The organism is Novacetimonas hansenii JCM 7643, assembly GCF_000964405.1.
In the GTDB taxonomy this organism is placed as follows: domain Bacteria; phylum Pseudomonadota; class Alphaproteobacteria; order Acetobacterales; family Acetobacteraceae; genus Novacetimonas; species Novacetimonas hansenii.
Window position 1 is genome coordinate 1 of the sequence record NZ_BANE01000125.1, and the last position, 6,944, is coordinate 6,944.

Sequence of the window (6,944 nt, forward strand, 5' to 3'; positions counted from 1 at the left end):
AGAAGACGCCGCCTTTTTGAAAAAAGGCGGCACCCAAAAACTTTCCCTGTGTTGTATTGATGGGAAATGTCATTTTCACTTTAATATTTTGAAAATGCGATGATTTAAGAAAAACTTCCATTGTTTCAGTGTAGTGCTGGCGAAAATTGTTCAAGAATCCTGTAACAGGCGGGACGGGCAACCTGCCTGAATCATGAAAGTTCTGGAAAAGGTTTTTTAAACATCTCTGAAAATTTTCTCTCATGAAAAAACTGAATGATTTTATCAGTTTCCATGAAGCATTTCGTTTCAAACAGTTCGTGAAAATTCTCGCGCTCATGTGCGACCCAGGCTGGGTGGGCGGTCCTTGTGCTCCTTGCCGAATGTGTAATCCGGCTCATCGGCCATATCGAAATGCAGTACGCCGCCATTGGCAAGCTGCTGGTGGGATATCCAGCTTTTCGTCCATGGCTGCCCGTTCCATGAAACCCCGCGTATGAAACGTCGCGTATCACTGGCCTCTGGCGCTTCGATGACCAGGGCGCGCGGGCCGGTGGTTTGTAAATGCATATATGTGAAAAGCGGGCTTCCGAAAACATAAATCCCCGTTGTCGGATCTACCGGGTAAAAGCCCAGCGCCGACAGGATGAACCAGGCGCTCATCTGTCCGACATCCTCGTTGCCCGCCATGCCGTCGGGCCGGGGCGCGTAAAGTTGCGTCTGGATCATGCGCACACGGTCCTGTGTCTGCCACGGTCGCCCGGCATAGGCGTACAGATAGGCAATATGATGGCTGGGTTCGTTCCCATGTGCATATTGTCCCATCTGGCCAGAGATATCCGGCGGTGCGTCAGGTGGAAGCGCGGGGTTGGCGGCGAAGATGCCGTCGAGGAAGGACAGGAATTTTCCTTCACCCCCCATCATGTCCATCATGCCATATACGTCATGCTGCGCCAGCAGGGTCGCCTGCCATGGGTTGCTTTCGGTATAATCGCGCCATTGGCCTGAATGGCCCATTTCATTGGCGCTGAACGGTTCCGCCCAGCGGCCGGAGGCAAGGCGAGGGCGGATGAAACCCGTGTGGGAATCATAAAGGTTCCGATAGGAATGACACCGCGCCAAAAGGGTACGTGCATCCGCGCGTGCGCCATTGCGGGTGGCAAGCTGTGCGGCGGCCCAATCATCAAAACTGTATTCGACGGTCCTTGATGTGGATTCCCCCACCCGATCCGCCGGTATCCAGCCCCTGTGGCGATATTCACCCATCCCGCCATCGGTGCTGGCGAATGCGCGCCTGCGTATCGCCCGCCATGCGGCGGCATATTCGATGCCCCCAAACCCCTTGTTCGCGGCTTCGCTCACCACGCTTGCGGCGTGGTAGCCGGTCATGCACTGCGTATCGACATCCTGCAGCGGCCAGACCGGAACCTGTCCCCCCGACTGCTTCATCATCTCGACAAGGCTCTGGACAATATCAGGCACCCGTTCAGGACACAGCAGCGTCAGCAATGGATGTTCGGCGCGATAGGTGTCCCATATGGAATAGGTTGAATAGGCATCCTTCCGTCCTGGCGGCAGGGTATGTACCTGCCGGTCCAGCCCCCGGTAACGACCGTCGCAGTCATTGATCCGTGTCGGCCCCAGCAGGGTATGATACATCGCGGTACGCATGATGCGGTGCTGGTGTGATGTCGCCCCCGATATCCCGATCCGTTGCAGGTAACTTTCCCATTCCGCCCGTGCCCGCGCCCGCACGCCATCAAAATCCCAGTCCGTGATTTCGGTGGCAAGATTGTGCTTCGCGCCGTTCACATCGACGCTGGAAATACCTGTCCGGGTGATGATGTCACGTGCCCTGCCGAAATGGCATACGGCCTTGAGTGACGTGCCGGAAACCGTCGTCGTGCCATCGGCGGCGGGCTGGTCATCGACGAAGAAGGCGACATGGTGCGGGGCAGGGGAAAACTCCAGCGCAAAGCAGATCTCACGTCCTGACGCCCATTCAGACACCATGCGCGATCCGCTGAGCAGAGCGCCCGACCAGCACAGGGACGCATCATGCACCCTGGTCGGGCGGTTATTATCCGTGCGGATACCGTGCGTGAAGTCGAGGAGGACAAACGCTTCCCCGTCCCTTTCGAAGTGATAGCGCTGCATGCCGGCCCGTCCCGTGGCCGTCAGTTCCGACACGATACCTTCGTCGGGCCAGCGCACACGGTAATATCCGGGTTCAGCCTGTTCGTCCTCGTGGCGGAAGCGCGCGCGGTAGCTGCCCTGCGGATGCATGAGGCTTCCGGGGTCAAGCGTCACCCGGCCCTGCCCCGGACGCAGCAGGACATCCAGCATGTCCCCCACGCCTGTCCCGCTGAGATGTGTGTGCGAAAATCCCAGCATCGTCGGGTCGTCGATATGATAGCCGGAGACGGAGTCCCAGCGCGTATTGTCCGTGTCCGGGCTGACCTGCACCATCCCGAAGGGCACGCTGGCACCGGGATAGGTATGTCCGTGTCCCCCCGTTCCGATAAACGGGTCCACCAATGTCCCAAGGTTTCCGTTCTCCCCTTTCGTGACGGGAAAGGAAGATTTCCCGCCTGTCGCATGGCAGGCGGTCAGGAGTGCGCTGGTCCCGCTCAGCAGGAAGGCGCGTCGGTGGCATGGCTGCATCGCTGTTTCTCGACTGGGAATTGGGTGATGGGAATTGGGTGATGGGAATTGGAGAAAGGCTGCTACGTTTTGTGTCCTGCTGCATGTGCGCCTGCCGTCAGGGGCATGCGTGTCATGGCGCGGCCATGGGAATCAAAAACCTGGCAATGTTGTGCCGACAGGGAAAACGTGATGGGGGCATCGCGTGACAGTCCGCCGCCATCATGGGTCTGGATGATAAGGTCATGCCCCGTGGCAAGGCGTACATGCACATGGCTCAGCGCGCCAAGATGTTCGACCAGCATGATCCTGCCATGCTGCACATTCTCCCCCGCCGCGTCAGCACCTGCGGGGCCGGGACGGATATGACAGATATGTTCGGGGCGGATACCCAGCGTGACATCCGTGCCATCCAGGCTGTCGCTGGTGGTGACACATGCGCGCGCCTCCCCCCCATCAGGCAGAATCAGGTGCATGCCCCGCGCATCCGCGCCACGGACATGCGCGGGCAGCAGGTTCATCGGCGGCATGCCGATGAAACGTGCGACGAACAGGTTGCGCGGATGATGATAAAGTTCAAGCGGCGCGCCCACCTGTTCGACCACGCCCTTGTTGAGGACGACAATCCGGTCGGCCAGCGTCATCGCCTCGACCTGATCATGGGTGACATAGATTGTTGTGGCCCCCAGGCGACGGTGCAGTGTCGCCAGTTCCACGCGCATCCGTTCCCGCAGGGCCGCGTCAAGGTTGGAAAGGGGTTCGTCAAAGAGGAACAGGCGCGGGTTGCGCACGATCGCCCGCCCGATGGCCACGCGCTGGCGCTGTCCCCCCGACAGTGCCGCGGGCCTGTGCTGAAGGTAAGGTTCAAGCTGGAGTGTCCGGGCCACCGCCCCGATCCTTGCATGGCGTTCCGCCCTGGGTATTTTCGCAAGCTTCAGGGCGAATTCCATGTTCTGGTAGACAGTCATGTGCGGATAGAGCGCATAGGACTGGAACACCATCGCCAGCCCGCGCCCGGCCGGGCCGACATCGTTGACGCGCTGCCCGTCGATCAGCAGGTCCCCCCCGCTGATTTCCTCCAGCCCGGCGATCATGCGCAGCAATGTCGATTTGCCACAGCCAGATGGACCGACGAACACGGTGAATTCACCATGCCCGACCGTCAGGGACACCCCCCTGATGATCTCCCCCGAACCATAGGACTTGCGGATGTTCTTAAGCGTAAGTGTCGTCATCGGGGCTTGTTTCCAGCGGGGCAGAGAGGCGAAACCACATGTGACGCCCCTCCCTCAGCGATGGTCGAAGGGCCGTTCGTCACTGCCGACCTGGCGGATATACAGGTGCCGGAAATCGGGTTGCGTATTGACGAAAATCGGCAGAGTCATGCCCCCGACCACCGGGCCATCCGCCAGCAGGCTTGCCACCACCAGGCGGGGCAGGTCGCGTTCGCGCACGGCGCTGAGCGAGGGGAGCAGCGGATAGGCACGTTCCACCAGGGCCGAAAGCATGGAGGGCGGCAGCACCCCGCCAAGGAAGATCGTCTCCGGGTCGAACGCGGTCTCCACCACCGCCACGAGGAAGCGCAGCGTCTGCGCCGCCGTTTCCATCCATCGCATCAGGTTGCTGTCACGCCGCGCATGCAACGTGCCCAGCATGTCGGGGGTCAGTTCCTCGCTTGGGCGTTGCAGCAGCCGCGCAATGGCGTGGAGGGAGAGCTGGTCGTCAATCACGCCCGCGCCCCCCGTGTCGGCGCATGGCGCGGGCAGAGGCAGCAGGCCGAGTTCCCCGGCATTGCCGCGTGCGCCCTTCATGGGCATGCCATCAACGACGATGCCCGCCCCGGTGCCATAGCCTATATAGATCAGCACGGCATTGCGCGGGGCCGTGCCCGGATGGGAAAACAGTTCGCCCACGGCTGCTGCGGTCGCGTCGTTTTCAAGCAGTACCGGCAACGCTACCTGTGTCCCCAGGGTGCCCGCAACGTCGAAACCACGCCACAGGTCCCATCCGGGCATCGTCATTTCCGCCTCGTACGTGTCGGCATTCAGGGTCGGCAGCACCAGGCCGATGCCCCAGATCCGGTTCTTGGGGATGCCGCCTGCGGTGATCGCCGCCTCCACCAGGTCGGCCATAACCGCCGTCGTCTGGACAGGGTCGGTCGTATCCCCGTCCCATTCCATGCGTTTTGTGACATTAAGCAGCAGATCCCCCAGCACGATGGAAATGTGCCCCCGGTCCACATGCATTCCCAGCGAATATCCTGCCTCCGGGTTGGGGGCGAGGTAGGTCTGGGGCTGCCCGCGCTGCCCGACGGATTTCCCCACCTCCTGTATCAGGCCCTGGTTGAGGAGTTCGCGCGTGATGCCTGAAATCGTCTGTGGTTTCAGGCCAATGCGTTCGGCGATATCCACGCGGCTTAGCGGTCCGGCCTGATGCAGCAGTTCAAAGATAAGACGCCGGTTATAGATGCGTGAATAGGCCTGCCCCGCACCGTCCGGTCCTGATGTCGCGCTCATTTGACGGCTCCGGCCGTCAGGCCGGCTGCGATGCGGGACTGGAAAAGCAGTACGAGGGCAATGGGGGGCACGGTGGCAAGCAGGGAGGCGGCCATGATGGTTCCGAAAGGCAGTTCAAAACGGCTCGGCGCGGAAATCAGCCCGATGCCGACCGGCAGCGTACGGGCGGAATCGCTCAGGGTGAAGGTGCAGGCAAAAAGAAATTCGTTCCAGCAGTTCATGACAGTCAGGAGTCCCGTTGCGATAAGTCCCGGCCACAGCAGGGGCAGGTGAATGTTGAACAGGCGCCGCACCATCCCGCATCCGTCCAGGCGCGCGGCATCGTCAAGGTCGCGTGGCAGGTCGCGGAAAAATCCCGACAGCAGCCAGATGGTAAAGGGAAGTGCGAAAAAGAGGTCCGCGAAGATGACGCTGCCCAGACGGTCATACAGCCCCAGTGCGCAGATGACCTCGAACAGGCCGGACAGGATGGCGATCTGCGGCAGCATGGAACATCCCAGAAGCATCGCCAGCACCGCGCGTCGCCCATGGAAATGCAGCCGCCCCAGCGCATAGGCCGCCGGGATGCCCAACAGCATGGAGATCATTGCGACCGCCCCCGCGCACAGCGCCGAATTGGCGGCCTCCCGCCACAGGCCCATATCCGACAGCAGGACGCGGTAATTGCTGAAATCCGGCATGGCGAAGGGTATGGCCGAAAACAGCGCAGGCCCATGGCGGAAGGATGTGACCAGCGCCCAGTAGAGCGGGAACAGCGCCTGCGCCACCACGATGGCGGGCGCGCCCGCCCGTATGGCGCGGCGGGCCATCATGCCACATCCCCCCGCCGCACTGGTGCGCGCAGGCAGACCCACAGCAGCCCCACCGTCAGGCCGATGACGCCAAGCGTCGCCAGGGCCGCTGCGGCGCCATAGCACGGGGCCCCGAACTGCACGATCTGTGCCTGCACGAAAACCGACAGGCTCATCCCCGCCATGTCGCTGCCGTACAGGACACTGGCGAGGTCAAACATGCGCAGCGCATCCAGAAGGCGGAACAGTGCCGCAATCCCGATGACAGGACGTAACAGCGGCAGCGTGATGTAACGCAGGCGCTGCCATGCGCTTGCGCCATCGACCCGCGCCGCCTCCATGATTTCGGGTGGCAGGGACAGCAGCCCGGCCAGGCACAGCAACGCCATGAACGGCGTTGCCTGCCATGCGTCGATCCCGACCATGACCGCAACCATCCCGCCCGGAAAGCCGGTCCATGCGATGCCATGCGTGATGATCCCGCAATGGACAAGAAGCGCGTTTATGATCCCGTACTGGTCATTGAGCATCCAGTTCCACAGCCGTGCCGCCACCACGGCGGGAATCGCCCATGGCAGCAGCGCAAGCGGCAGGACGATCCCACGCATGCGTGCGCTGGCGTCAAGCAGTACAAGGGCCACAAGCAGCCCCAGCACCGTTTCCACCGACACGGCGGCGATGGCGAATGTCAGCGTCGTGCGCATGGCCTGCCACCATGCCGCATCGTGCGCCAGCATGACGAAATTCCCCATTCCCCATCCGGTGCGCGCCCTGGCGAAGCCGTGCGGGTCCGCATGCAGCGCAAGCCACACCGTCCGGCCCAGTGGCACGACAATGATCGCCGCCAGTACCAGCAGCGCAGGCGCGACCAGCAGCCATGGCCGCCAGTCGAGGGTGCGCGCCGCAAAGGGGGCGGGACGGTGCATCGGGCCGTCAGATCGCCGCGCGTGCGGCAAGGGCCGCGCCGATGATGCCCGAATGTTCACCCAGCCCCGCCATGACAATCGGCAGGGCC

Annotated in this window: 5 protein-coding genes; all 5 read right to left on the reverse strand. The window is 62.1% G+C overall.

Annotation, left to right across the window (positions count from 1 at the left end; translation table 11 throughout):
- Positions 1 to 315: 315 nt before the first annotated feature.
- Entirely contained in the window at positions 316 to 2,643 is a 2,328-nt protein-coding gene (locus tag B7G66_RS09695; protein WP_003621346.1) for a GH92 family glycosyl hydrolase, read from the reverse strand.
- Between the two features lie 62 nt (positions 2,644 to 2,705).
- A complete protein-coding gene (locus B7G66_RS09700; protein WP_003621348.1) occupies positions 2,706 to 3,857 on the reverse strand; it encodes an ABC transporter ATP-binding protein in 1,152 nt (383 codons plus the stop codon).
- Positions 3,858 to 3,911: 54 nt separating this feature from the next.
- Positions 3,912 to 5,138, reverse strand: a complete 1,227-nt coding sequence (locus B7G66_RS09705) for an ROK family transcriptional regulator (protein ID WP_003621350.1) — start codon at positions 5,136 to 5,138, stop codon at positions 3,912 to 3,914.
- Complete coding sequence (locus B7G66_RS09710; protein WP_048859147.1) at positions 5,135 to 5,950, reverse strand: carbohydrate ABC transporter permease; 816 nt, start codon at positions 5,948 to 5,950, stop codon at positions 5,135 to 5,137. The genes B7G66_RS09705 and B7G66_RS09710 overlap by 4 nt, the downstream gene beginning before the upstream one ends.
- Positions 5,947 to 6,944: carbohydrate ABC transporter permease (locus tag B7G66_RS09715; RefSeq protein WP_369688283.1), on the reverse strand; the 998-nt coding region annotated here is incomplete at its 5' end. The genes B7G66_RS09715 and B7G66_RS09710, both read right to left, overlap by 4 nt.

What these genes read in the sequence shown, in the direction of transcription:
- B7G66_RS09705 (WP_003621350.1), bottom strand. Translation starts at nt 5,138, where the DNA reads ATGAGCGCGACATCAGGACCGGACGGTGCGGGGCAGGCCTATTCACGC.
- B7G66_RS09695 (WP_003621346.1), bottom strand. Translation starts at nt 2,643, where the DNA reads ATGCAGCCATGCCACCGACGCGCCTTCCTGCTGAGCGGGACCAGCGCA.
- B7G66_RS09700 (WP_003621348.1), bottom strand. Translation starts at nt 3,857, where the DNA reads ATGACGACACTTACGCTTAAGAACATCCGCAAGTCCTATGGTTCGGGG.
- B7G66_RS09710 (WP_048859147.1), bottom strand. Translation starts at nt 5,950, where the DNA reads ATGATGGCCCGCCGCGCCATACGGGCGGGCGCGCCCGCCATCGTGGTG.